Annotated in this window: 24 protein-coding genes; 12 read left to right on the forward strand and 12 right to left on the reverse strand. The window is 33.6% G+C overall.

Annotation, left to right across the window (positions count from 1 at the left end):
- Positions 1-98 precede the first annotated feature (98 nt).
- Together AACZ49_RS08485 and AACZ49_RS08490 are read left to right on the forward strand one after the other, a co-directional pair.
- A complete protein-coding gene (locus AACZ49_RS08485; protein WP_339653420.1) occupies positions 99-2,645 on the forward strand; it encodes a phosphoenolpyruvate carboxylase in 2,547 nt (848 codons plus the stop codon).
- A gap of 67 nt (positions 2,646-2,712) precedes the next feature.
- Positions 2,713-3,369 carry a TonB-dependent receptor plug domain-containing protein gene (locus tag AACZ49_RS08490; protein ID WP_339653422.1) on the forward strand — a complete coding sequence of 219 codons (657 nt, stop codon included), beginning with the start codon at positions 2,713-2,715 and terminating at the stop codon, positions 3,367-3,369.
- Positions 3,370-3,400: 31 nt separating this feature from the next.
- Here AACZ49_RS08490 and AACZ49_RS08495 read toward each other — a convergent pair whose 3' ends face one another.
- The 12 genes from AACZ49_RS08495 to AACZ49_RS08550 form a co-directional block, all read right to left on the reverse strand.
- Complete coding sequence (locus tag AACZ49_RS08495) at positions 3,401-4,894, reverse strand: M20/M25/M40 family metallo-hydrolase (RefSeq protein WP_339653424.1); 1,494 nt, start codon at positions 4,892-4,894, stop codon at positions 3,401-3,403.
- A gap of 315 nt (positions 4,895-5,209) precedes the next feature.
- Positions 5,210-5,446, reverse strand: coding sequence for a hypothetical protein (locus AACZ49_RS08500; protein ID WP_339653427.1), 237 nt, complete (start codon positions 5,444-5,446; stop codon positions 5,210-5,212).
- Between the two features lies 1 nt (position 5,447).
- A complete protein-coding gene (gene trpA / locus AACZ49_RS08505) occupies positions 5,448-6,212 on the reverse strand; it encodes a tryptophan synthase subunit alpha (RefSeq protein ID WP_339653429.1) in 765 nt (254 codons plus the stop codon).
- Between the two features lie 7 nt (positions 6,213-6,219).
- Complete coding sequence (gene trpB / locus AACZ49_RS08510) at positions 6,220-7,404, reverse strand: tryptophan synthase subunit beta (RefSeq protein ID WP_339653431.1); 1,185 nt, start codon at positions 7,402-7,404, stop codon at positions 6,220-6,222.
- Positions 7,401-8,006, reverse strand: a complete 606-nt coding sequence (locus tag AACZ49_RS08515; protein ID WP_339653434.1) for a phosphoribosylanthranilate isomerase — start codon at positions 8,004-8,006, stop codon at positions 7,401-7,403. The genes trpB and AACZ49_RS08515 overlap by 4 nt, the downstream gene beginning before the upstream one ends.
- 20 nt (positions 8,007-8,026) lie before the next feature.
- Positions 8,027-8,812, reverse strand: coding sequence for an indole-3-glycerol phosphate synthase TrpC (gene trpC, locus AACZ49_RS08520; RefSeq protein ID WP_339653510.1), 786 nt, complete (start codon positions 8,810-8,812; stop codon positions 8,027-8,029).
- Between the two features lie 31 nt (positions 8,813-8,843).
- Positions 8,844-9,839, reverse strand: a complete 996-nt coding sequence (gene trpD, locus AACZ49_RS08525) for an anthranilate phosphoribosyltransferase (protein WP_339653436.1) — start codon at positions 9,837-9,839, stop codon at positions 8,844-8,846.
- Between the two features lie 34 nt (positions 9,840-9,873).
- Positions 9,874-10,437 (reverse strand): aminodeoxychorismate/anthranilate synthase component II, encoded by a 564-nt coding sequence (locus AACZ49_RS08530; RefSeq protein WP_339653439.1) that lies wholly within the window; start codon positions 10,435-10,437, stop codon positions 9,874-9,876.
- A gap of 1 nt (position 10,438) precedes the next feature.
- Entirely contained in the window at positions 10,439-11,836 is a 1,398-nt protein-coding gene (locus AACZ49_RS08535) for an anthranilate synthase component I family protein (protein ID WP_339653442.1), read from the reverse strand.
- Positions 11,837-12,101: 265 nt separating this feature from the next.
- Entirely contained in the window at positions 12,102-12,683 is a 582-nt protein-coding gene (locus AACZ49_RS08540; RefSeq protein WP_339653445.1) for a YceI family protein, read from the reverse strand.
- 29 nt (positions 12,684-12,712) lie between these two features.
- On the reverse strand, positions 12,713-13,345 hold the full coding sequence (locus AACZ49_RS08545; RefSeq protein WP_339653448.1) for an NAD(P)H-dependent oxidoreductase: 633 nt from the start codon (positions 13,343-13,345) through the stop codon (positions 12,713-12,715).
- Between the two features lie 6 nt (positions 13,346-13,351).
- Positions 13,352-13,798, reverse strand: a complete 447-nt coding sequence (locus AACZ49_RS08550) for a MarR family transcriptional regulator (protein ID WP_339653451.1) — start codon at positions 13,796-13,798, stop codon at positions 13,352-13,354.
- 140 nt (positions 13,799-13,938) lie between these two features.
- Here AACZ49_RS08550 and AACZ49_RS08555 point away from each other — a divergent pair, with 140 nt between their 5' ends.
- From AACZ49_RS08555 to raiA, 10 genes are all read left to right on the forward strand, one after another.
- On the forward strand, positions 13,939-14,247 hold the full coding sequence (locus tag AACZ49_RS08555; protein ID WP_339653454.1) for a rhodanese-like domain-containing protein: 309 nt from the start codon (positions 13,939-13,941) through the stop codon (positions 14,245-14,247).
- 57 nt (positions 14,248-14,304) lie between these two features.
- Positions 14,305-15,582, forward strand: a complete 1,278-nt coding sequence (locus AACZ49_RS08560; protein WP_339653457.1) for a DUF2851 family protein — start codon at positions 14,305-14,307, stop codon at positions 15,580-15,582.
- Positions 15,583-15,593: 11 nt separating this feature from the next.
- On the forward strand, positions 15,594-15,821 hold the full coding sequence (locus tag AACZ49_RS08565; protein ID WP_339653460.1) for a PspC domain-containing protein: 228 nt from the start codon (positions 15,594-15,596) through the stop codon (positions 15,819-15,821).
- Between the two features lie 3 nt (positions 15,822-15,824).
- Complete coding sequence (locus tag AACZ49_RS08570; protein WP_339653462.1) at positions 15,825-16,832, forward strand: potassium channel protein; 1,008 nt, start codon at positions 15,825-15,827, stop codon at positions 16,830-16,832.
- Positions 16,833-16,921: 89 nt separating this feature from the next.
- Positions 16,922-18,532: an alanine/glycine:cation symporter family protein gene (locus tag AACZ49_RS08575; protein WP_339653464.1), complete on the forward strand. Its 1,611-nt coding sequence runs from the start codon at positions 16,922-16,924 to the stop codon at positions 18,530-18,532.
- 10 nt (positions 18,533-18,542) lie between these two features.
- Positions 18,543-19,421: a helix-hairpin-helix domain-containing protein gene (locus AACZ49_RS08580; RefSeq protein WP_339653466.1), complete on the forward strand. Its 879-nt coding sequence runs from the start codon at positions 18,543-18,545 to the stop codon at positions 19,419-19,421.
- 10 nt (positions 19,422-19,431) lie between these two features.
- On the forward strand, positions 19,432-20,601 hold the full coding sequence (locus AACZ49_RS08585) for an acyl-CoA dehydrogenase family protein (protein ID WP_339653471.1): 1,170 nt from the start codon (positions 19,432-19,434) through the stop codon (positions 20,599-20,601).
- A gap of 100 nt (positions 20,602-20,701) precedes the next feature.
- Positions 20,702-20,896 (forward strand): 30S ribosomal protein S21, encoded by a 195-nt coding sequence (gene rpsU / locus AACZ49_RS08590; RefSeq protein WP_027067859.1) that lies wholly within the window; start codon positions 20,702-20,704, stop codon positions 20,894-20,896.
- A 92-nt stretch (positions 20,897-20,988) separates the two neighbouring features.
- Positions 20,989-21,882 carry a tyrosine-type recombinase/integrase gene (locus AACZ49_RS08595; protein WP_339653477.1) on the forward strand — a complete coding sequence of 298 codons (894 nt, stop codon included), beginning with the start codon at positions 20,989-20,991 and terminating at the stop codon, positions 21,880-21,882.
- Positions 21,883-21,923: 41 nt separating this feature from the next.
- Entirely contained in the window at positions 21,924-22,226 is a 303-nt protein-coding gene (gene raiA / locus AACZ49_RS08600) for a ribosome-associated translation inhibitor RaiA (protein WP_091627327.1), read from the forward strand.
- The last annotated feature ends 155 nt before the right edge of the window (positions 22,227-22,381 follow it).

Below are 22,381 nucleotides of genomic sequence, written 5' to 3' on the forward strand. Positions count from 1 at the left end.
TTCGGTGAAATGATTCTCTAGATTCTCTTGGAATAGCGATATTTATATTCGAAATTTATCAAGTTTGCCATAATGGTATGGCCAAAAGTTTTTGAAATATGCAACAACAAGAAAGGTTGGCAGAATTTAAAAAGTCTGTCCAAAATAAATTTAATGTCTATAACAGTCTATTCCTTAATCTACCGTACAAGAACATTGAGAATGTAGGTATGTTGATTCCATTATTACTTAATCAATCAGAAAAAGGTTTAAGTAATGGTCTTAATCCAAAAGAAATTCTAGAGAATTTTTTCGAGAATTTTGTGGAGATAGAATCAGAAAAGGACCAAATAGATTTTATGTTTCGCATTATACAATATGTAGAGCGCCAAGTGGTACTTTATGATAGTGTTGAAGATGCTGCATTCCCGAAATTACATAAACATTCTAGTTCGTTATCATTGAAAGATTACTTTCAATTGGTTGAAAAGAATAATTCTTGGGATACAATCTGGGATAAGCTAAGCACTTTTAGCGCTAGAATTGTACTTACGGCTCACCCAACACAATTCTACACTCCAGCTGTGCTGGATATTATCACCAATCTAAGAACTTTGATTCTTGAAGATAAAATTGATGAGATAGATGTTGGCTTACAGCAATTAGGACTTACCTCATTAATTAATGCTAAGAAACCTACACCTTTAGATGAAGCGAAAAACATCATTTATACATTAAGAAATGTGTATTACGATGCAATTGGCGATATGTATGCCAATATAAAGGGTAGTGTGGGGTCAAAACAATTTGAGAATCATGATATTGTAAAATTAGGTTTTTGGCCAGGTGGTGACCGTGATGGAAATCCTTTTGTAACAGCAGATATAACGAGAGATGTAATGAACGAGCTTCGTTTAACATTAATGAAATGTTATTACAATGAGCTAAAGAGTCTTTTGCACAAACTTACTTTTAAAGATGTACAAGAGCCATTACAGAAATTACGCTCCAATTTATATATCGCAATGTTCGATAGTTTAAAAGATATTGGATATGAAGATTTGATAATTCCTCTTGAGGAAATTAGAAGAATTTTGATAGAAAAATATCAAAGCCTCTATTTAAAAGATTTAGAGCGTTTTATTGATAAAGTGAAAATTTTTAAAGTTCATTTTGCAACTATAGATATTCGTCAAGATCACAGTATGCATACCAAGGTTATGGTAGAGGTTCTTAAAAAGAAAGAATTTATTAAGGAAGATCTTAGTGAACTATCCGAAGAACGCCTAATTGATATTTTACTGCATGAAAATTTTCAATTAGACCCTTGGGATTATGATGAGGAAATCGTAAAAGATACTATAAAGAATATCTTTCAGTTGCAGACTATTCAAGAAAAGAATGGTGAGGAAGGTTGTAATAGATATATCATCAGTAATTCTGAAGACGTGTTCTCTATTTTGTTTGTATATGCTCTTTTTAGATGGTGTGGATGGGCAGATAAAAAAATAACATTCGATATTGTTCCATTATTTGAAACAATGAAAGGTATGGACAGCGCACAGGCAACCATGCGTTTTATGTTTAACTTGCCTGAGTATAGGTCGCATGTTCAAAACAGAAACAATAAGCAAACTATAATGCTAGGTTTCTCAGATGGTACTAAAGATGGTGGTTATTTAAAAGCGAATTGGTCTATTTTAAAAACAAAAGAAGAACTTTCTAAGGTATGTGATGAAAATAATATTGCAGCTATTTTCTTTGATGGTAGGGGAGGTCCACCGGCGAGAGGTGGTGGTAAAACACATCGTTTTTATGCGGCACAGACTAAAGAAGTTGCAAATAATGAAATTCAACTCACTATTCAAGGACAGACCATTACAAGTACATATGGCACAAAGGAGCAATTTATATATAATAGCGAGCAATTATTAACTGCAGGATTGTCGAATACTATTTTGGGGAAGGAAATTTCAATTTCTGAATCTGATAGAAAGTTAGTGGAAGAGCTATCTGAATTAAGCTTTAAGAAGTATGATGAACTAAAACATCATGATAAGTTTATGCCTTATTTAGAGAATATGAGTACGCTAAAGTACTATACCAAAGCAAATATCGGCAGTAGACCGGGTAAGCGTGGCAATAAGGCTAAATTAGAGTTGTCTGATTTACGAGCTATTTCTTTCGTAGGGTCATGGAGTCAATTAAAACAAAATGTACCTGGCTATTATGGTATAGGTACCGCTTTAAAAACATTGGAAGATGATGGTAGATTCGAGGAAGCACAAAAACTTTATGAAGAGGTGCCATTCTTTCAAGCTCTAATGATGAATAGTATGATGAGCCTTTCAAAATGCTATTTTGAATTGACTAGCTATATGAAAGAGAATGAGGAGTATGGGGCATTTTGGGAAATTTTACATGCGGAGTATATACTTTCAAAAGATATGTTATTGAAATTATCTGGAATGAAAATTTTGATGGAAAAAGAAGCGATTTCTAGAGAGTCTATCAAAATAAGAGAGAATATAGTGTTACCATTATTGGTAATACAACAATATGCACTTCAAAAAATTGGCGAAGTTACAGAATTTAAAGAATTGTATGAGAAAATAGTTACTCGCTCATTATATGGTAATATTAATGCTAGTAGGAATTCTGCTTAATATTCTTATTCTGGTTTGAGAGGATGCCCGAACAGGAAATTAATAACGTTTACTTAAAATATTGAATATGAAAAGTTTTGTAATTGTTTTCTTGTTTTTGTGTTTTTCCTTTCAAATTTGTTCTCAAGATGCTGATGATAAAATAACATGGCTAACCGGAACAGTTCTAAATTCACAACAGGAGCCAATAAAGAAGGCAATAATCTATCTTGATTCTGTGAAGACAAAAACGACTACGGATAAAAAGGGTAGGTTTGAAATTGGGCTACGTTCTAATACTAAATATATTTCTGCATATTCACAGAATTATGGTATCGAAACTATACCATTTCAAGGAAATACTACGGTCTTATTAGTATTTTCTAAGATTCAGTCAAATTTCTCTGAAGAGAAACTGAAAGAATTGGGTTTTAATAACAATATAATCAAAACAGGTAAAAAGCCTAATGACTATAGTGAGTATTTGAATATATATCAATTAATTGCGAATGAAGTGCCCGGTGCTACTGTTGTAGGGAGTACGATACGATTGCGTGGTAATGCAATAAATTCCGACTATGCAGGTCAAGATCCTTTAATTATAGTAGATGGGGCTGTTGTAGGATCTATAGAGTATATCTTCCCTAGAGATGTAGCCTCGATTAGGGTCATTCGTGATCAAGATGCCTCCATTTATGGGGTTCGAGGTGCCAATGGGGTTATAGAAATTAAAATGAAGCATTAACCATTTTATATTTTTTTTGAGTTACATAAAATTAATTAGTTCTACTTAACAAGGCATAGAACAGTTGAATACCATAAGCAATTTGGCCGATTTTTAAGTTCTCGTTCGGACTATGTTGATTATTGTCCGGGTTTACCATAGGCACAATGAATGCAGGTATTTTTAATTCATTAATAAACGGGGAAATTGGCACAGTACCCCCCATAATTCTTATTTGAACGGGTTTTTCACCAAATTTATTTTCCATTATTTTTACTATCGTATTGCCATATGGATTATTCAAATCTGTTCTAAAGGCATCGGTTACAGAACCTTCTTGAACAGTAACGATATGGTCATACTTTAAACGTTCTTCTTTAGTAGGTAAAGTATTCATTACATGATACCCTTGTTTTTTAATATGCTCTTTTACCAATGTTTTAAGGCGGTTACCATCAGATTCTGGTACTAATCTTAAATCTAACTCAGCTGTTGCGGTTGCAGGCACAATTGTTCTAGCTTGATCACCGATCCAAGCAGAACCTAATCCTCTTATATTCAAAGAAGGGTATTGTAGTGCTTCTTGATAAAAACTGCCCACTTTTTCTGGGGTGGAAATGGCTAAATTAGAATTGATTTCTTCCGCATTATCGGGTACACTCCTCAATATATCAAGAGTTTCCTCATCTAAAGAAATTCCGTCATAATAGCCCTTAATAAGTACCTTGCCTTCACTATCTTTCATGGACGCTAATAATTGAGCTAATTGAAACCCTGGGTTCGGTGCATAATTACCATAATGACCACTATGCTGAGGTTTAAAAGGGCCATAAGTAGTCAATGAAAGTGTAGTTATACCTCTACAGCCATAAACGATAGTTGGTTTTCCTGAAACATGTACAGGTCCATCATTTATAATTAAGAAATCTGCTTTAAGTAAATCTTTATAAGTGCGTACTGCTTTTGGTAGTGGGGCGCTACTTTTTTCCTCTTCACTATCTAAAATTACTTTTACATTATATGGGATGTCTACATTTTCTTTTCTTAGAATGTCGATTGCATTTAAGAACATAACGATAGGGCCTTTGTCATCTGAAGTTGATCTTCCAAAAAGGCGCCAATCATAATTAATATCATCAGATAAATCAGAAAATGATTCCGTTTTCCAGCCATCTTCAATTTTAGATTTTAAAACTACTTTGTATGGATCAGGCTGGTCCCATTTTGAAGGATCAACAGATTGTCCGTCCAAATGCATATAGAATAAAATAGTTGGCTTGCTGTCATCCATAGGTAGAGCTGCAAAGAATAGGGGAAGACCTTCAGTATCTAAAATAGAGCTATTGAATCCTCGTTCGGTAAACTTTTTTCTAAGCCAAAAAAGATTTGAATCGATATCATCTGCATTCAATGCATCATTGGGTATCGCAACAAAATCTCTCAATTCGGTAATAGCATTTGCTACCTTAGATTTGGTTAAAACAGAATCTTGAGAATAACTAAAACAAAGTGATAAGAATAATAAGAAGGCAAGTGATTTTTTCATGAATTATCTAGTAGATGAATTCTTTAAAAGTAAGGAAAATGTAGGGAAATCAGTTCGAAATGTACTACTACTTATGTTAAGATTTCAAATGTAATTGTTATTTTTTTAAGTTTCCCTGTGGTACTTGATTATAAAAGATGTTATTAAAACAAGATCATTGTGTTATGATTTGTTAAGCAGCAGTATAAACACAAATGGTTGTCCATGTTGGACAATCATTTGTGTAATTTATCTAACAATTTCCTTTAAGTTGAATTATAAACTTTAAAAGAATGAGTAAATAGATTAAAAAATGAAATGGCAATATCAAAGGAATTAATTCTGTGCAGTACTATTGGTTTTGAAAAATTTAATCACAATTAATCTTATTAAAAGTACAAACGGAAACCCATGCAGCACAACATCGAACCAATCCATTAATAGCATTCCTTTAGCACCTCCAAGAATCCATTTAAACTTTCCATAAATATGGGGCTCAGGAAAAAAAGGTGCCATTCCTAGAGTTAAGCATAAAAGCAATATAAGTTTCCAGTTATCTACAAATTCTTTCATATTAACGTATTTGATTAATAAAATCAGCTGTTTTTGTACTTCCGTTAGAAGTCAAATACTTAATAAAAGCAGAACCGATAATAGCACCTTTAGTTGTTTTGGTAGCTTGTTGAAATGTTTCTGCATCTTTAATGCCAAAACCTACAATTTGTGGGTTTTTTAAATCCATTGAAGCAATGCGTTCAAAATAGTGCTCTTGCTCTTGACCAAAACCAGATTTAGAACCCGTTACACTTGCAGAGCTTACCATATAGATGAATCCATCAGATGCCTCATCAATTTGATGAATACGTTCGTCACTAGTTTGTGGAGTAATTAAAAATACATTTATGAGTCCGTATTTTCTAAAAATTGCTTGGTAATCTTCTTGATAAATATCTAGAGGAAGGTCGGGTAAAATAAGACCGTCAATACCGATTTCTTGACATTTTTTGCAGAATGCCTCAACACCGTATTGTAGCATAGGGTTAAAATATCCCATGATAATCAAGGGAATTGAAACTGTTTTTCTAATGTCTTTCAGTTGGTCAAAAAGTAGTTCGGTAGTCATTCCATTTTTCAAAGCCTTAGTTGAACTTTCTTGTATAGTGGGTCCATCAGCCAATGGGTCACTAAATGGTAAGCCAATTTCAACCATATCGACCCTGTTCTTTTCCAAATCTTGAATGATTTGAACAGTGTCGTTCAATGAAGGGTAACCAGCGGTAAAATATATAGAAAGAAGCTTTTTGTCCTCTTGTAATTTTGTTGTTATTCTATTGCTCATAATAAGGTTATGCTAACTTAAAATAATCTATATAGGTATTTAAATCTTTATCGCCACGACCAGAAAGACTGATAACGACAATGTCGTCTTTCTTAAATTTTTTATGCTCAAAAATTGCAAAAGCGTGTCCGGTTTCAATAGCAGGAATAATGCCTTCTAATTGAGAAAGTTCTAGACCTGCGGCCATAGCTTCATCATCTGTAGCCGAATAAAATTCTGCACGACCAGATTTAAATAAGTGCGAATGCATCGGGCCAACGCCTGGGTAATCCAATCCCGCAGAAATAGAATATGGTTCAGTAATTTGACCATCGGCAGTTTGCATTAGCATGGTTTTACATCCATGAATAATTCCAACTTTACCTAAAGCAGAGGTTGCGGCACTTTCTCCAGAATTTACACCTTTACCTGCAGCTTCAACAGCAATAATTCCTACTTCAGGTTCATGTAAAAAATGGTAATAAGCACCTGCGGCATTACTGCCGCCACCTATACATGCTACTACATAGTCAGGATTTTCACGTCCTTCTTTCTCCTTCAATTGCCATTTTATTTCTTCTGAAATAACAGATTGAAAACGAGTTACCATATCTGGATAGGGGTGAGGACCAATAGCAGAACCTATGATGTAATGTGTGTCAACCGGATTATTGATCCAATCTCTAATGGCTTCATTCGTAGCATCTTTTAATGTTCTGCTTCCAGATTTTGCAGGTCTTACTTCAGCGCCTAACATTTTCATACGCGCTACATTTGGTGCTTGACGGGCAATGTCAATTTCACCCATATACACAATACATTCCATACCCATTAAAGCACATACCGTAGCAGTTGCCACGCCATGTTGGCCTGCACCTGTTTCTGCAATAATTCTGGTTTTACCCAGTTTTTGAGCCATAAGAATCTGACCAATTGTATTGTTTACTTTATGTGCACCTGTGTGGTTAAGGTCTTCCCTTTTTAAATAAATTTTGCAACCGTACTTTTCAGAAAGACGTTTAGCAAAATATAACGGTGATGGTCTGCCAACATAATCTTTTAACAGTTGATTGAATTCTTCTTGAAAAGAATCCTCATACATTATCGTTAAATAATTTTGACGCAGTTCCTCAACATTGGGATACAGCATTTCTGGAATATAGGCACCACCAAACTCCCCATAATATCCTTTTTCGTCAGCATGATAATTCATAGCGCTTCTTTAAATTTTTGTAATTCTTCAATATTTTTCAAACCAGGTTGTAGTTCAAATTTGCTATTCACATCAATTGCGCAGCAATATTTGGCTTCAGGTAATTTTTTGAATTCGTTTATTTTGTCAAGGTTATTCAACCCAATACCTCCGCTTAAAAAATAAGGTTTGGTTGAAGGATAATTTTTTAAAACAGACCAGTTGAAAGTATAACCGTTGCCACCAGGTAATTTACCTTTGGTATCAAAAAGATAATAATCACATACTTTCTCATAAGAAGTTAGTATATCAAAATCAAATTCCTCCTTTATGGAAAAGACCTTAATGATTTCTACTTTCTGATTCGTTTTTTTTAATTCAGAAGAAATTTCGGCACAATATTCTGGACTTTCATGCCCATGCAACTGCAATCCATGTAATTGATATTTTTTAACTGTCTTTTTGATGTATTCAAATTCGGCATCGACAAATACACCTATTTTACTAATTGAATTTGGGAATTTGGGAATTTCTCCCTCAAAAAATCTAGAAGAATGTTTCCAAAAAATAAAGCCTAAATAGTCTGGTCGCAATTGCGCAACTTCGGCCGTATTCAGTTTCATTCCACAAATTTTGAGTCTCATTACTTCTTCATATTTTTAATGAATTCAATAGCACTTTCTCCAGGATTATCGGTCTTCATAAAATTTTCACCAATAAGAAACCCTTCATAACCATAATCTTTTAATTCTTTGATAGCCTCAATAGAGCTTATACCACTTTCAGTTACTTTTACAAAATCATCGGGTATCAATGTTGATAGAGACTTACTTGTATGTAAACATACCTCAAAGGTTTTGAGGTTTCTATTGTTTACACCTAGCATGTCTAAACTTGGCATTATAGATTTATGAAGTTCTTTTTCATTATGTACTTCTAGCAGCACATCTAGGCCTAAACTTTTAGCAAGTTCAGAAAAGGTTTTGATTTCCTGTTTGGTTAGAATAGCGGCAATTAATAAAATAACATCTGCGCCATATGCCTTCGCTTCTAATATTTGATACTCATTGATAATAAATTCTTTACGAAGTAACGGTAGTTGAACCGACGCTCTTGCTAAAATTAAGTCTTCAATAGAACCACCAAAATATTTAATATCTGTAAGTACGCTCATTCCGCAAACACCGGCTTTTTCATACCCCTTTGCTACCTGGCCAACATTCGCATTTTGGTTAATACTTGCTTTGGATGGGGATCTTCGTTTAAATTCAGAAATTATACCTGTATCACTCTGCTTCAATGAACTTGACAAGGACATGGTTTTTCTTTCAAACAAAACCGATGCCTCATATTGTGATATCGGAACTATCGATTTTTTTAATTCGACCTCTTTACGTTTATCTGTAACTATTTTTGAAAGTATATCCATGTTTGATATTTTCATTATGAACCAAGCTTTTTTAATTCCTGCTTAATTCCTGTATTTTTTTCAATGCTGTCAAACCTTTTCCACTTAACAAAGAATCTTTGGCTCTTTCAAAACCTTGAATTGGAGTTAAACCTTCTACTGTTGCAATGGCAATACCGGCGTTGGCACAAACTACGTTGTTTTGTGGCTCTGTTCCTTTCCCTTGCAAAACATTTAAGAATATTTGAGCGGACTCCTCTATGGAATCCCCGCCAACAATATCCGATTGTTTTATAGTATTCACACCAAAATCCGAAGGTTTTAACATGCTCTCCGTAGTATTTGAAATGGTTTTTGTATTTCCGGTCAATGAGATTTCGTCGTATCCATCTAATGCATGTAAAACCGCGAAGTTTTTATCGGTCTTCTGATAAAGATATCCATACATACGAGCCAATTCTAAATTAAACACACCTACCATTTGATTTTGAGGAAATGCCGGATTTACCATAGGACCTAACATATTAAAGAATGTCTTCACCCCTAAGTCTTTTCGAATAGGTGCCACGTTTTTCATTGCTGGATGAAATAATGGTGCATGCAATACACATATGCCTGCCTTATCTATACATTTTTTTAGGAAATCGGCTTCATTACTAAATTTGATACCAAGAAATTCCATGACATTACTACTGCCACACTTCGATGAAACTCCATAATTACCGTGTTTGGTTACTTTTACTCCGGCACCTGCCGTTACAAAAGAAGCCAAGGTTGATATGTTGAATGTGTCTTTACCATCACCACCAGTACCACACAGGTCGATAGGGTTATAGGCTGATAAATCTACGGCCAAACATAAATCTAACAACGCATCTCTAAACCCTTCTAATTCTTCAATGGTAATGCTTCGCATCATGTACACCGTTAAAAAGGCAGCTATTTGACTAGTGTTATAATCACCTTTCGCAATGTTGACCAAAATACATTTTGCATCTTCTTTGGAAAGTATTTCGTGATTTATAAGTTTATTTAGTGTTTCTTTCATTTTCTTGATAATTTAAAATTGGTAGCGTTGTAAACTAATTCTTCACCCAATTCTCTAACATCTTTTTACCATGTGGTGTTAATACCGACTCTGGGTGAAACTGTACCCCACGAACATCGTATGTTTTATGGCGTAACGACATAATTTGGCCATTTTTATCCACAGATGTTACTTCTAGAACCTCAGGAAGTTCAGGATTAACCACCCAAGAATGATATCGGCCCACTTCAATTTCACTTGGTATACCTTTAAAAATTGAATCTTCTACAGTAATTTTAATTTTGGTTGCAATACCGTGATATACTTCTTTTAAGTTGATAAGTGAACCGCCAAAAACTTCGGCAATGGCCTGTTGACCAAGACAAACACCAAAAATACTTTTGGTGGGTGCATAGGTTGCAATAATTTCCTTAAGTAAACCAGCTTCATCTGGTATGCCAGGTCCTGGGGATAGAACTATTTTATCAAAAGCATCTACTTCTTCTAAAGTAAGTTGGTCGTTTCGTTTTACAATAACCGCACAATCTAATTCTTCTAAATAATGAACAAGGTTGTATGTAAAACTGTCGTAATTATCTATGACTAATATTTTCTTCATTTTAAATATCCTCCGCTATTTGTAATGCCTTGGTCAAAGCACCCAATTTATTATAGGTTTCTTGTAATTCACTTTCTGGGTTAGAAGCAGCTACAATACCCGCCCCTGCCTGGTAATGAAGTTCATGGTTTTTACTTAAAAACGTTCTAATCATAATAGCATGGTTGAAGTTGCCGGTAAAGTCCATAAACCCAATGGCACCGCCATAATATCCACGACTTGTTTTTTCATATTTTTCAATAAGTTGCATGGCCATGTGTTTCGGAGCGCCACTTAAAGTGCCAGCTGGAAAGGTATCTGCTACTACTTTCATTGTAGCGATATCACTCTTTTTCATTCCAGTAACTTTAGAAACCAAATGTATGACGTGCGAGAAAAATTGAACCTCTCTATAATTCTCAACTTGTACAATATTGCCATTTCGGCTTAAATCGTTCCGTGCCAAATCGACTAACATTACATGTTCACTGTTTTCTTTGTCGTCAGCTTTTAATTCTTTAGCTAGTTCAGCATCTTGCTCGTCATTACCGGTTCTTTTGAAAGTACCTGCAATAGGGTGTATTTCTGCTTTTCCATCACTGACAATTAATTGTGCTTCTGGTGAACTTCCAAATATTTTAAAATCTCCGTAATCAAAATAAAATAAATAAGGGGAAGGGTTTACGGAGCGTAAGGCCCTGTATACATTGAATTCATCACCTTTAAACCTTTGTGAGAATCTTCGGCTCAAGACCAATTGAAAAACATCGCCACGTTGACAATGCTTTTTGGCCAAATCAACATGTTGTCTAAATTCTTCGTCCTCTAAATTAGATTCTCTTTCGCCATAGATCTTGAAATTATAAGTGGCAAAATTTCGTATGTTCAAGAGTTGTTCTAATTCTGGAATATTATTGTCTGCCTCATAACAATGTGCAAAAAGATAGGCTTCATTCTTAAAATGATTGATAGCAATAATATTTTGATACACCGCATAATAGATATCCGGTATATGAATTGAGTCGTCTTTCACAGTTAAGTTAACATTTTCGAAATAACGAACTGCATCATATGCCATGTACCCAAAAAGACCGTTGTTAATGAATTTAAAATCATTTTCATCTGCAATGAATGCTTTACTAAAAGCATCAATGATTTCTACAACATTTGTTCCTTTATCAATTGAAAATTCTTCGGTCTTTCCATCTGGAAAATTTTTGGTAACCTTTTCGTTTTCAATTTTTATAGAAGCTATTGGGTTACAACAGATATAGGAAAAACTATTATCATTTGCGTGATAGTCACTACTCTCCAATAAAATGCTATTTGGAAAACGGTCTCTAATTTTCAAATAAACACTTACCGGAGTTAATGTATCGGCAAGAATTTTTTTGTGATATGTTTTAAATTGATAGGCCATAGGTACTTTTATAAAATAAGGAAGGCTTGTCGTGATGACAAGCCTTTATATAGTTATACTACAATGATGCTTTGCTCACGATGTTGTTCGTAAGTTATTCCACCACCAAGTATTTACAATTAAATTTTTCATTGAGCATCAAATATATAAAGGAATTTTAAACTTGCAAACTTTCACTCCTCAAAAATAGAAATCCCTTTGAAATATATCAAAGGGATTTAAAATTGTTTCAAAATCTCATAGGTACCACCTAAAAGTAAAATTCTTATAGTGCTAAGTCAACAACTAAATCAAAGTCATCATAAATGGCTTTGTCTCCTAAGTCATCGAAGAAGCTTCCAGAACCATACTTTATATCATAATTAGTTCTATTTACTTTAATAGTCGCAGTGGCCTTGTTTTCAAACATAGAAACTACAAGGGTTACAGGTTTTGTAATTCCTTTGATAGTTAAATCACCAGTTACAGTATATGAATTATCGTTCATCGCTTTTACTGAAGTAAAGACTAATTTAGAAGATGGATTAGCATCTACACCAAAGAAATCTGCAGATTTCAAATGACCTTCTAATTTTTCTTTTCCTTGACCGGCTGCTAAATCGTTACAAGTTAGAGATGTCATATCTACAACGAATTCACCACCTATTAATTTCTTGCCTTTCATTTCTAGGAAACCAGATTTCAAATTAATTGAACCATTATGCTCCCCAGTAACTTTATAGCCTTTCCAAGTAACGGAACTTTCGCTAACCTTTACTTGTTTCTTTTCACCTTCATTAGGCGTAGAGGCGGTTGCTGTTAAACCGAAAACTGCTACTAATGCGATACTTAATATTGTTTTTTTCATGTTTTTAATTTTAATGTTAAAGAGATTATTTATATGTGCGTAATTATTTGTTCTCTAGAATATCTAACCTTTGGGTAATTTTGGGTTTTGTCATCATTCGATCTGTAGCCTATGGCTAAAACAACCGTTGCATTAAGGTTTTTGTCATTAAGACCTAATATTTCATTGTATTGTTCTTTATCGAAACCTTCTATTGGGCAAGTGTCAATCTCCATTTCAGCTGCAATTGTCATTAAATTTCCCAACACAATGTATGTTTGATCGGAGGTCCATGATTTTTTTTGCGCGTCTGGAAGACCCAAAAGGGCGCCCTTCATCATCTGTGAGTAACCTTCAACATCTTTTTTTGTTACACCACGAGTTTCAATTATATTATCGATATAATTGTCTACTAAACTGTTATCAAAAGTTGGCTTATTAGCAAGAATCAATAGGTGTGAAGCATCGGTTATTTGAGATTGATTCCAAGAAGCCTTTCTTAATTTAGATCTTACTTCATTATCTTCTATAATGAAGAAATGGTATGGTTGCAAACCGTATGATGATGCGCTCAATCTTGCTGCTTCCAATAAAATATTAAAATCTTCTTGGTTTACTTTTTTAGAACTATCAAACACTTTTGTGGCGTAACGCCAATTTAATTTGTCTAGAACGTTTTTCATTTATGCTTAAAATTTATTTAATAGAGTATTTAATTCGTGTAATTCGGTTTCATTAAAATTTCCAAGTATTTTCTTTTCTGTTTCAAAAAGTATTCCATCAATGTCTTTTAGAATATTTAATCCTGATTCTGTTATGAGTATTTCTACTTTTCTCCTGTTTTGTTTACAGATTCTTCGGCTTACAAATCCTTTCAAAATCAACTTGTCAACCAATCTAGTGGTATTGCTCATTTTAGAAACCATACGCTCGTTAATGGTCGATAAATTTGCAGGGTTTCCTTTTTGGCCTCTTAAAATACTTAATACATTATATTGTTGAATTGATATGTCAAAAGGTTTTAAACATGTTGAAACTTCTTCGTCAATTTTGTTCATTACCAAAGACAAATGAATAATGGTCCGCTTATGGAGCGGTATCTTAATATTGGTTTTAATAATACCTTCAACATTCATGTATATACAATATTTGTATATACAAATGTATATATTTAATTTGTTTCATAACAATGCTTATACATTAATTTTTTGTTAAAGATACACTGACTGTCTATTTACGGAAAAATCGATTATTTTTACATTTTAATATGTATACTATGGCAGATTTATCACAACAAGAGTGGGAAGAGCAATTGGAGAACGATTCCAATGCAGTAATTCTCGATGTAAGAACAGAGGAAGAAATAGAAGAAGGTAAAATTCCAAATTCTATCAATTTAGATATTTATAAAGGACAAGAATTCATTGAAGAGCTTGAAAAATTAGACAAGTCAAAAAACTATTATGTTTATTGTAGGTCAGGAAATAGAAGCGGACAAGCATGTGCTATTATGAAAAGTTTGGGCATTGATAATGCTTTTAACCTTCAAGGAGGATTTATGAATTGGGAGGGAGAAACCGCTTAGTTTTAATTTCTTTAAAAAATCACACCCGCTTTATGGCGGGTTTTTTACTTTTATAGAATGCGGGAAGATTTACTTCATTTTGTGTGGCTGTATAGAAAGTACCCTATTGATAAACTTGAAACCAATTCAGGTGAAAGTATTATTGTAAAATCAACAGGTGTCCACAATTATTTAAGTGGTCCAGATTTTTTTAATGCTAAGGTTGAATTGAATGGCCAATTATGGGCTGGTAACATAGAGATACATGTAAAATCTTCAGATTGGTATGCGCATAATCATCAACAAGATAGTAATTACGACAATGTTGTACTACATGTAGTTTGGGATAATGATGTTTCGGTATTTAGAAAAGATGGTGCGCAAATACCAACACTATCGTTAAAAAAATATATTTCTTTAGAGCTAATAGAAACTTATCAATCTCTTTTTGATTCAAGTAATTATAAATTTATTAATTGCGAAAAGGAATTTAATGATGTAGACGATTTTTTGAGAAATAATTGGTTAGACCGGTTATTTATAGAACGATTAGAGGAAAAATCTGTATTCATAAATCAATTACTTGAGACTACTAATAATGATTGGGAGCAGGTTTTGTTCTTAATGCTATTGAAAACCTTTGGGTCTAAAATTAATAAAGACGTATTTGTTGAATTGGGGAAAACAATTGATTTTTCAATAATTAGAAAGCTTCATGAAAAGCCATTGGAACTTGAGAGTTTGTTATTGGGTCAAGCAAGATTACTGGATGATGACAAAGAGGTAGATATGTATTATAAGTCATTGAAAAAGGAGTTTTCCTATTTAAAACATAAATACCAACTTAACCAGCTATATGAAACTCCAGAATTTTTTAGACTTAGACCATCTAATTTCCCTACAATTAGGTTAGCGCAATTGAGCACTATATATTCTAATAATAGTAATCTTTTTCACATGATAATTGAACAAGATCATCCAAACATTTCTAAAATATTCAATTCAGGGACTAGTGGATATTGGGAGACTCACTATAACTTTGGGAAAACATCGAAAAAGAGTTTTAAGAAGATTTCGAATTCATTTTTAGATTTGCTTATGATAAATACCATTATTCCTTTAAAGTTTTGTTATCAAAGGTATCAAGGAAAAGAAAATAATGAGTTGTTGCTTAAAAAGATGATGTCCATTAAAAAGGAAGATAATAACATAGTCGATAATTTCAGAAAATTACATGTCCCTATTAAAGACGCGAAAGCGTCACAATCATATATTCAATTATATAATAAATATTGTGTTAAAGACAAATGCTTAGAATGTGCTATAGGTGCATCTTTAATGAACATAAAAGTCTAATTTTATGCCCAATGAATGTATTCTATAAATTATTGTTATACTTTCAAAAAAGAGGTTTTGAGGTATGTGGTAGAATTGCTGAGCGTTTAGGAATAAGAGCACGAGTGGTTCGAACATCTTTTATTTATCTAACTTTTGTTACAGTGGGTTTTGGTTTTGCGCTCTATCTTTTTTTGGCTTTTTGGCTTAAAATCAAAGACTTAATTTATACCAAACGAAATTCAGTTTTTGATTTGTAATCTATGATACAATTATTTCGGTCTAAAATTTATTTGGCACTAGCCTTAATGCTTATGGTTTTGGCGTTTGGTGTGCTCGGGTATCGATTTATTGCAGACTATTCTTGGGTAGATGCATTTTACATGACCATAATTACAGTAACTACAGTTGGTTTTTCGGAGGTACGGCCAATGGGGCCTGAAGGCAAGATATTTACAATAATGCTTATTATTACCAGTGTCTTTATTTTTGGTTTTGCTCTCTCTGTAATCACGGAATATTTAATTGGTAGAAACTCATTACAATTATTAAAAAAGAAAAAAATGAAGAATATCATAGAAAATTTGAATCAGCATGTTGTCGTTTGTGGATTTGGAAGAAATGGTATGCAAGCAGCTGAAAAATTAAAAGCATATAATAAACCATTTGTTGTTATTGAAAAAGATAAAGAGATAATTGAGCGTTATAGTGAGGATGTTTTATTTATTGAGGGGGATGCAAATGATGATGATGTTCTTCTAGAAGCAGGTATTGACAGAGCTCAATATTTAATTGCTACATTGCCCGATGATGCTGCAAACCTTTTTGTTGTTTTATCGGCAAGGCAACTAAAAAAGGATCTATTCATTATAAGTAGGGCATCTTTAGTAAATTCTCAAAAGAAGCTATTCTTGGCAGGAGCCGATAAAGTGATTATGCCAGATAAAATAGGGGGAGACCATATGGCATCCTTGGTGGTCATGCCAGACCTTATCACATTTATGGATAAGCTTTCAATGGAAGGTGAAAATACTACCAATTTAGAGGAGGTGGCAATTGAAGATTTTTCGAATCAAATAGAATGTAATTCATTACGGGATTTAGATTTAAGAAGAAAAACCGGATGTACAATAATAGGATACATATCACCGGATGGCAAGTATACTATCAATCCCGAAGCAGATTTGCAATTGCAGCCAAAGAGTAAGGTAATTGTATTAGGTAGGCCTGAACAAATTAAAAAACTTAACAAAATGTTCCATATAGAATAAAAATCTTTATAGCATTTAAATTTGACTGCATCCATTATTTTTAAGATATTGCTAGATTAACTAACTAATCCAAAATAAATCTGAAAATTATGAAGTATAAACTTCTAACCTTTTTATCATTTTTACTGCCAACATTTACCTTTGCACAAGAAAAAGGTTTGGATGAAAAAGTGAATGATGCTTTTATGCCATTTGCAACTTGGTGGGAAGCTACGGTATTGACATCTATACCCATTGCTGGTTATAATATACCAATAGTTTTAATTCTGCTGATTGTTGGTGCAACCTTTTTTACCATTTATTTTAAGTTTCCTGGCATTACCAAATTTCCATTGGCGATTAATGTTGTTCGAGGGAAATATGAGGAAATAGAAAAATATGGTCTTGAAAAAGTTGAATTGCACATGACGGAAGACGGGGATATTCCAGACACCATTCGTGATGAGAGTGAAGAAGGTGAGGTGAGTCATTTTCAGGCTTTGGCAACTGCTGTATCTGGTACAGTAGGTCTTGGTAATATAGCAGGTGTTGCTGTAGCTATTGCACTAGGTGGCCCTGGAGCTACATTTTGGATGGTTGTATGTGGTCTAATAGGAATGTCGACAAAATTTGTGGAATGTACTTTAGGAGTTAAGTATAGAGATGTTGGACCGGACGGAACTGTTTATGGTGGTCCAATGTTTTACTTATCTAAAGGACTGAGTGAAAGCAACATGAAAGTATTGGGCAAAATTCTTGCTGTAGTTTTCGCAGTACTTTGTGTGGGAGCATCTTTTGGTGGTGGAAATGCATTTCAATCAAATCAAGCAGCGGTACAGTTGACATCCATGTTAAATCTAGAAGGTGGTGCTACGGGTGTCATCATTGGTGTAATCCTTGCTCTATTAGTGGGGATTGTTATTATTGGAGGAATTAAAAAGATAGCAAGTGTTACTGAAAAAATTGTACCGTTTATGGCCGGTATATATGTTTTGGCTTCTTTGGTGATTATTTTTGCGAACATTAAATATATTGGTGATGCCTTCGGTATGATATTCTCTGGTGCCTTTACGCCAGATGCTGCTATAGGTGGTATTGTTGGTGTTATTATTGTTGGTTTTCAAAGAGCTGCGTTTTCAAATGAGGCTGGTGCTGGTTCTGCTGCAATAGCACATTCTGCTGTTAAAACAAGATATCCTGCGAGTGAGGGTATTGTTGCATTATTAGAGCCGTTTATCGATACCGTGGTAATATGTACTATGACGGCCTTGGTAATTATATTCTTCAATATGGATGCTGGTGCATTTGATTATGGAAATGGAATTGGAAGTACTGTTTTATTGAATGATACCGGAGCTTATGTTGGTGGTGTTGATTTAACTTCAATGGCATATGATTCTGTAATACCAGGCTTTAGATATGTACTTACGATAGCAATTATATTATTTGCTTTTTCAACGATGATTTCTTGGTCTTATTACGGACTTCAATCATGGAAATATTTATTTGGTAGAGGTAAGGTTGCGGATATTATTTACAAAGTATTGTTCTTGATCTTTGTAGTAATTGGTGCTGCGGCAACTTTAGATGCGGTAATTAAGTTTTCCGATGCAATGATTTTAGCGTTGGTTTTTCCAAACATGATCGGTTTGCTTATACTATTCCCAAAAGTGAAGAAAAGTTTAGAAAGATATTTAACCGCAATCAAAAAGATATATTAAAAGCTTGGCTTTGAAAAATTTAAAATCCCACTTCAAGTTAAATAAACAAGAACGAAGTGGGATTTTCTTTTTAATACTTTTCCTAATCATTATTCAAGTAGGCTATTTTGTGTATGATTCTTATCAAATAAACGAGAAGTTACCCTTAAATATTGATAGTGATTTTCAGGTTAGAATTGATTCACTTAAAAATGTTGCATTGGAGAATGATACAGTTCAAATGTATCCTTTTAATCCAAACTTTATTTCAGACTTTAAAGGATATACATTAGGTATGTCAACTGATGAGATTGATAAATTACACAATTTTAGAAAGACGAATAAATTCGTGAATTCAGCTGAAGAATTTCAAAAGGTCACAAAAGTTTCAGATTCATTACTGAAAATTATTTCGCCTTATTTCAAATTTCCAGAATGGTCTTCAAATCATAAATCCAAACCAATTAAATTGAGTGGTGCGAAAAATGTTGATACTACGTCTAAGAACTTAGTTTGGAAAGATTTAAATACAACCACTGCCGGGGAGTTACAGATTATTAATGGAGTAGGTGAAAAACTGTCGGCAAGAATTATAAAATTCAGAAATAGATTGGGAGGATTTTTGGTTGACGACCAGTTATTTGAAGTTTATTATTTAGAAGAAGAAGTGGCTAGGCGTATATTAAAACAATTTAAGGTAATTAGTAAGCCTAATATTGTCAAGATTAATATTAATACTGCAACAGCTTATGAATTGTCAAGATTGATATATATTAAACAGGAGGTGGCTGAACGTATTGTAAATTATCGAAATCTCAATGGCGGTATCAATTCTTTGAACGAATTGTTAAGTATTGAAGGTTTTCCTCCCGAACGAATTGAGAGAATTGATTTATATTTGTCGCTCTAAAAAAAATGCTATGCAAAGTATGTACTTCACTGAAGAACATCAACTATTTCGGGAAAGCCTGAAAGATTTTTTACAAAAAGAAGTAGTTCCCCATATAGAAAAATGGGAGGAGAAAGGTACTATTGAAAGGTTCATCTGGAAGAAATTCGGTGATATGGGTTATTTCGGTTTAGCTACGCCAGAAGAAGATGGAGGCTTAGGTCTTGATCTATTTTATACTGTAATTTTATTGGAGGAACTTCAGAAAGTTAATTCTGGGGGCTTTGCAGCTGCAATTTGGGCGCATACATATTTAGCGATGACCCATCTTAATAAAGAGGCAGATTCTTTTATCAAAGAAAAATATTTACGACCAAGTGTAGATGGTGATAAAATAGGCTGCCTTTGCGTTTCAGAACCTTTTGGGGGTAGTGATGTAGCTGCAATGCGCACAACAGCTGTTAGAGAAGGTGATTTTTATATTTTAAACGGTTCTAAGACTTTTATTACAAATGGTGTTTACGCTGATTACATGATTGTAGCTGCTAAGACTGCACCAGAATTAGGGAATAAGGGAATTAGTATTTTTGTAGTTGACAGACAAAGTGATGGGGTTACTGCAAGTAAATTGAATAAATTGGGATGGAGAGCTTCCGATACTGCAGAATTAGCTTTTGATAATGTGAAAATTCCTATTGAAAACCTAATGGGAGAAGAGCATAAGGGTTTTTCATATATTATGGAGCATTTCTCTTTAGAGCGATTGATAATGGGTGTAAACGCGCATGCTAGATCAGAGCATGTGTTAGAGTACGCTTTAAAATATATGTCAGAAAGAGAGGCTTTTGGAAAATCAATTGATCAATTTCAAGCTTTAAGGCATAGGGTTGCCGATCTGTATGCAGATATAGATATGTGTAAAGAATATAATTATTCTGTAGCATATCGCTTAGATAAAGGGCAGTATGTTGTAAAGGAGGCTACAATTTCTAAATTAAAATCTACGAAAATGGCAGATGAGGTTGCCTACGAATGTTTGCAATTCTTGGGAGGTTATGGTTATATAGAAGATTACCCGATGGCTCGCAATTTTAGGGATAGTCGTTTAGGTCCAATAGGAGGTGGAACCTCTGAGATTCTTAGGGAGATAATAGCCAAGATGGTTATCGATAAAAAAGAATATAGGCCAGCTAAGGTTTAATATAGATAAAATTAGTTTTTAAAAATTCGATTATTGGTTGCCTAAATGAATATAGTTGTTATATTTGCACCCTTAATCATAAAGAGAGGAGGTTTAGCCCATGTTAATAATACCAGTAAAAGAAGGAGAAAACATCGATAGAGCTTTAAAGCGTTTCAAACGTAAGTTCGATAAGACAGGTACAATGAGACAGTTACGTAAGCGTCAACAGTTTAATAAGCCGTCAGTTGTTCGAAGAGCGCAAATACAAAAAGCAGAATACATTCAAGGTCTTAGAGATCAAGAAGAAATTTAGTCTTTTATAATAAAGCAAAAAAAATCCCGCAATTAGCGGGATTTTTTTTGCTTTAATCTTAAGTCATATAAAACTTTTGATACCTTTAGAATATGCTATTGTCACAATTCATTTCGTATCTATCTTTAGAGAAAAACTATTCTAAGCATACAGTAAAGGCATATGAAAATGATATTATTGAATTCAGTCATTTTTGTAATTTGCAGTATGATATTGCTGATATAGATAAAGTAGATTATAGTTTAATTCGTTTTTGGATTGTTGATTTGTCTGAAAGGGAAATAAACAATCGATCAATTAACAGGAAAATTTCCTCACTAAAGTCTTATTTTAAGTTTCTTCAAAAAATAGAGGTTTTAGAATTAAATCCACTCGTAAAACATAGAGCCTTAAAAACATCAAAAAAAATCGAGATACCGTTTTCAGAATTAGAAATGCAGAATGTGCTTTCGATTATAGAGTATACTAATGATTTTGAAGGTGTAAGGGATGAGTTGTTGATCCATGTATTGTATGCAACAGGTATGCGTAGGGCGGAGCTGTTGGAACTAAGGATGTCTGACGTAGATTTGGAAAACAAGACCATCAAAGTATTGGGTAAGCGAAATAAAGAACGATTTATTCCAATGTTGTCGGAAACAAAGAGCATGTTTGAGTCTTATTTTTTAAAACGATTGGCGCTTAATGAAATTAAAGATGCTAACTATATATTCCTCACGCAATCGGGAAATAAAATGTATGAAACTCTTGTTTATAGATTAATAAACAAGTATTTTAGAGTAGTTTCCACAAAGGTGAAAACAAGCCCGCATATTCTTAGGCACACCTTTGCTACGCATCTCTTGAATAAGGGAGCTGATTTAAATGCTGTAAAGGAATTATTAGGACATTCAAGTTTGGCTTCAACGCAAGTTTATACGCACAATAGTATTGCTGAATTGAAAAAGGTTCATTTTAAAGCTCATCCAAGGGGGGGTAAATTATAAGTATAATCAGGCTAATTCCAATAGCCATTAATTTTCTGACTATGAAAGTAAATACGCAATCGGTAAATTTTAATGCAGATAGTGAATTGATTAATTTTCTGCAAAACAGACTTGATAAAATTGAAACCTTTTATTCTAAGGTGATTAGCTCTGATGTTTATATGAAAGTTGAAAACACTAGTTCTAAGGCGAATAAGATAGTTGAGATAAAAATTAATGTGCCTAAAGATAAATTTATTGTTAAAAAACAGTGCAAGTCATTTGAAGAGGCAGTGGATTCAGCGTGTAATTCGCTGGAAAGAAGGCTGATAAAACAAAAGGAGAAATTAAGAGTACAAGCGTGATAAAAATTTTTAAAAATTTGTTTTGAATAAACAAAAAATACTATACATTTGCAGTCCGTTAGAAATAGCGGGCTTTTTTATGACAGAAAAGTCGTGAAATAAGCCGATGTAGCTCAGCTGGCTAGAGCAGCTGATTTGTAATCAGCAGGTCGTGG

Source organism: uncultured Maribacter sp., assembly GCF_963975365.1.
Lineage (GTDB): Bacteria > Bacteroidota > Bacteroidia > Flavobacteriales > Flavobacteriaceae > Maribacter.

Bases quoted from the DNA above. Each gene is read 5' to 3' on its own strand.
- AACZ49_RS08485 (WP_339653420.1), top strand. From the start codon at position 99: ATGCAACAACAAGAAAGGTTGGCAGAATTTAAAAAGTCTGTCCAAAAT.
- AACZ49_RS08490 (WP_339653422.1), top strand. From the start codon at position 2,713: ATGAAAAGTTTTGTAATTGTTTTCTTGTTTTTGTGTTTTTCCTTTCAA.
- AACZ49_RS08495 (WP_339653424.1), bottom strand. From the start codon at position 4,894: ATGAAAAAATCACTTGCCTTCTTATTATTCTTATCACTTTGTTTTAGT.
- AACZ49_RS08500 (WP_339653427.1), bottom strand. From the start codon at position 5,446: ATGAAAGAATTTGTAGATAACTGGAAACTTATATTGCTTTTATGCTTA.
- trpA (WP_339653429.1), bottom strand. From the start codon at position 6,212: ATGAGCAATAGAATAACAACAAAATTACAAGAGGACAAAAAGCTTCTT.
- trpB (WP_339653431.1), bottom strand. From the start codon at position 7,404: ATGAATTATCATGCTGACGAAAAAGGATATTATGGGGAGTTTGGTGGT.
- AACZ49_RS08515 (WP_339653434.1), bottom strand. From the start codon at position 8,006: ATGAAACTGAATACGGCCGAAGTTGCGCAATTGCGACCAGACTATTTA.
- trpC (WP_339653510.1), bottom strand. From the start codon at position 8,812: ATGGATATACTTTCAAAAATAGTTACAGATAAACGTAAAGAGGTCGAA.
- trpD (WP_339653436.1), bottom strand. From the start codon at position 9,839: ATGAAAGAAACACTAAATAAACTTATAAATCACGAAATACTTTCCAAA.
- AACZ49_RS08530 (WP_339653439.1), bottom strand. From the start codon at position 10,437: ATGAAGAAAATATTAGTCATAGATAATTACGACAGTTTTACATACAAC.
- AACZ49_RS08535 (WP_339653442.1), bottom strand. From the start codon at position 11,836: ATGGCCTATCAATTTAAAACATATCACAAAAAAATTCTTGCCGATACA.
- AACZ49_RS08540 (WP_339653445.1), bottom strand. From the start codon at position 12,683: ATGAAAAAAACAATATTAAGTATCGCATTAGTAGCAGTTTTCGGTTTA.
- AACZ49_RS08545 (WP_339653448.1), bottom strand. From the start codon at position 13,345: ATGAAAAACGTTCTAGACAAATTAAATTGGCGTTACGCCACAAAAGTG.
- AACZ49_RS08550 (WP_339653451.1), bottom strand. From the start codon at position 13,798: ATGAATGTTGAAGGTATTATTAAAACCAATATTAAGATACCGCTCCAT.
- AACZ49_RS08555 (WP_339653454.1), top strand. From the start codon at position 13,939: ATGGCAGATTTATCACAACAAGAGTGGGAAGAGCAATTGGAGAACGAT.
- AACZ49_RS08560 (WP_339653457.1), top strand. From the start codon at position 14,305: ATGCGGGAAGATTTACTTCATTTTGTGTGGCTGTATAGAAAGTACCCT.
- AACZ49_RS08565 (WP_339653460.1), top strand. From the start codon at position 15,594: ATGAATGTATTCTATAAATTATTGTTATACTTTCAAAAAAGAGGTTTT.
- AACZ49_RS08570 (WP_339653462.1), top strand. From the start codon at position 15,825: ATGATACAATTATTTCGGTCTAAAATTTATTTGGCACTAGCCTTAATG.
- AACZ49_RS08575 (WP_339653464.1), top strand. From the start codon at position 16,922: ATGAAGTATAAACTTCTAACCTTTTTATCATTTTTACTGCCAACATTT.
- AACZ49_RS08585 (WP_339653471.1), top strand. From the start codon at position 19,432: ATGCAAAGTATGTACTTCACTGAAGAACATCAACTATTTCGGGAAAGC.
- rpsU (WP_027067859.1), top strand. From the start codon at position 20,702: ATGTTAATAATACCAGTAAAAGAAGGAGAAAACATCGATAGAGCTTTA.
- AACZ49_RS08595 (WP_339653477.1), top strand. From the start codon at position 20,989: ATGCTATTGTCACAATTCATTTCGTATCTATCTTTAGAGAAAAACTAT.
- raiA (WP_091627327.1), top strand. From the start codon at position 21,924: ATGAAAGTAAATACGCAATCGGTAAATTTTAATGCAGATAGTGAATTG.